This window comes from Bartonella sp. AA83SXKL (assembly GCF_042196965.1).
Taxonomy (GTDB): domain Bacteria; phylum Pseudomonadota; class Alphaproteobacteria; order Rhizobiales; family Rhizobiaceae; genus Bartonella.
This window is the reverse complement of sequence record NZ_JBHIRG010000204.1, coordinates 1-686: the sequence shown is the minus strand read 5'-3', so window position 1 is coordinate 686 and position 686 is coordinate 1. Positions and strand designations below refer to the sequence as shown.

Annotated in this window: 1 pseudogene; it reads right to left on the bottom strand. The window is 40.2% G+C overall.

From position 1 onward, the window contains the following. Positions 1–686, bottom strand: a pseudogene (locus ACFINO_RS10625) (phosphate acyltransferase); the annotation flags it as partial.

Genomic DNA, 686 nt, shown 5'->3' with positions numbered 1-686 from the left:
TAAGACGTGAATCAGGAAAAACACGATCACGAAAAACTTTAGAAAGAGCAGCATCTCCGTGCATTTCTCCATCGGCTTCTAAATTTGGGTATAATTGAGCAAGAATTTCAGTTGCACGGCGCATTTTACGCGCACTTTCTGTATTTTTGGAGCCAAAGTTTGAGTGTGATAATAATGCTGCTTTGGGTGTTATACCAAATGCTTCAATTTCTTTTGCAGCCAGTACTGTCATTTCTGCTATTTCTTCTGCAGAAGGATCTTCATTAACATAAGTATCTGTTAAAAAAAGGGTGCGGCGTGGAGAAATAAGCAAACTCACAGCAGAAAAATGACGAGTATTTGAATCAAGTCCAATAACTTGTTCAATTAATTCAAGGTGACGTTCAAAACGTCCTTCTAAACCGCAAATCATTGCATCAGCTTCTTCACGCATAACTGCGAGGGCAGCAATCGCTGTTGTTGAGGTTCTCACGATTGTTTTTGCAACTTCGGGTGAAACACCACGTCTTCCTGTATAACGGAGAAATAAGCTAACATAATCACGAAAACGTGGATCATCTTCTGGATTTGTAAGTTAAAAATCTATGCCAGGGCGAATTTTTAAACCAAAGCGTTTTAGTCTCGTCTCCACTACATGAGGACGGCCGATGAGGAGGGGAATTGCTGTTTGTTCTTCAAGCACAATT